Origin of the sequence: Pelovirga terrestris, from assembly GCF_014773365.1 — a bacterium.
Lineage (GTDB): Bacteria > Desulfobacterota > Desulfuromonadia > Desulfuromonadales > Geopsychrobacteraceae > Pelovirga > Pelovirga terrestris.
Genome location: NZ_JACWUN010000044.1, coordinates 1 through 698, shown reverse-complemented (window position 1 = coordinate 698; position 698 = coordinate 1). Strand labels below are relative to the sequence as shown.

2 protein-coding genes are annotated in these 698 nt (G+C 54.9%); both read right to left on the bottom strand.

Annotated elements, in window-relative coordinates; all coding sequences use genetic code 11:
- Positions 1-19: 19 nt before the first annotated feature.
- Positions 20-313 carry a hypothetical protein gene (locus ICT70_RS15020; RefSeq protein ID WP_224747098.1) on the bottom strand — a complete coding sequence of 98 codons (294 nt, stop codon included), beginning with the start codon at positions 311-313 and terminating at the stop codon, positions 20-22.
- Between the two features lie 65 nt (positions 314-378).
- Complete coding sequence (locus tag ICT70_RS15015; RefSeq protein WP_224747097.1) at positions 379-567, bottom strand: hypothetical protein; 189 nt, start codon at positions 565-567, stop codon at positions 379-381.
- Positions 568-698: the final 131 nt, after the last annotated feature.

The following is a 698-nucleotide window of genomic DNA, read 5'->3' as shown; positions in this document are numbered from 1 at the left end:
CTTGATGGCGCCTCCCCCATTAAACGGGATCCAAAAGCGCCTGCAGACACCTGATCAGCCCGGCGACAGGATCACTACGCGACCGGATAAAGCGCTCTATCAACCCCTGCGGAAGGTCCTGCGGCGCAACGACCGGCAACAACAGCCCGCGCAACCGTTGCCAACACCGGCTTGGTGGGAACAGTTCATGAAAATAGCGCCGCCAGCGCTCAAGGGTTGAGCGAGACAGACAGAACAAACCATGAAGACGACGAAGCGTATAACCGCCCTGACGCAAGGCACTGATCACCAGCACAGCCACGCGCCAAAACACTCGGCGACCCCAATACAGAACCGATGGAGGAAGGGTACGACGTCGACAATGCCCGCAGCACAGGCTCAGGCGTAGAGTATAGTCTTCAGGAAGATCCGGGGGACCACCACGAGGTTTGCGCCGGTAAGGCGCTTGATGTAGCGGTCCCCTGCAGAAGGGCAGCCTTTGATCCGGGTCTGTTCGGCCAGATCAACATCAATCTTGTGAAGCAGGGCAAATAATGATGTTCTTCGGAGGATGGTATGGTCTATCATGGTCCTTGCCTTTCTTATGGCAAGGAGCCCCTTGATATCCGCCAAGATAACTGAGGGGGCTCCTTTTTTATTCCCCCACGTATCTTGTCAAATATCTCTTATTTTTCCATCAATTTTTTTGGCCACGCTCA

Excerpts from the sequence above, each read along its gene's own strand:
- ICT70_RS15015 (WP_224747097.1), bottom strand. The coding sequence starts at position 567 with ATGATAGACCATACCATCCTCCGAAGAACATCATTATTTGCCCTGCTT.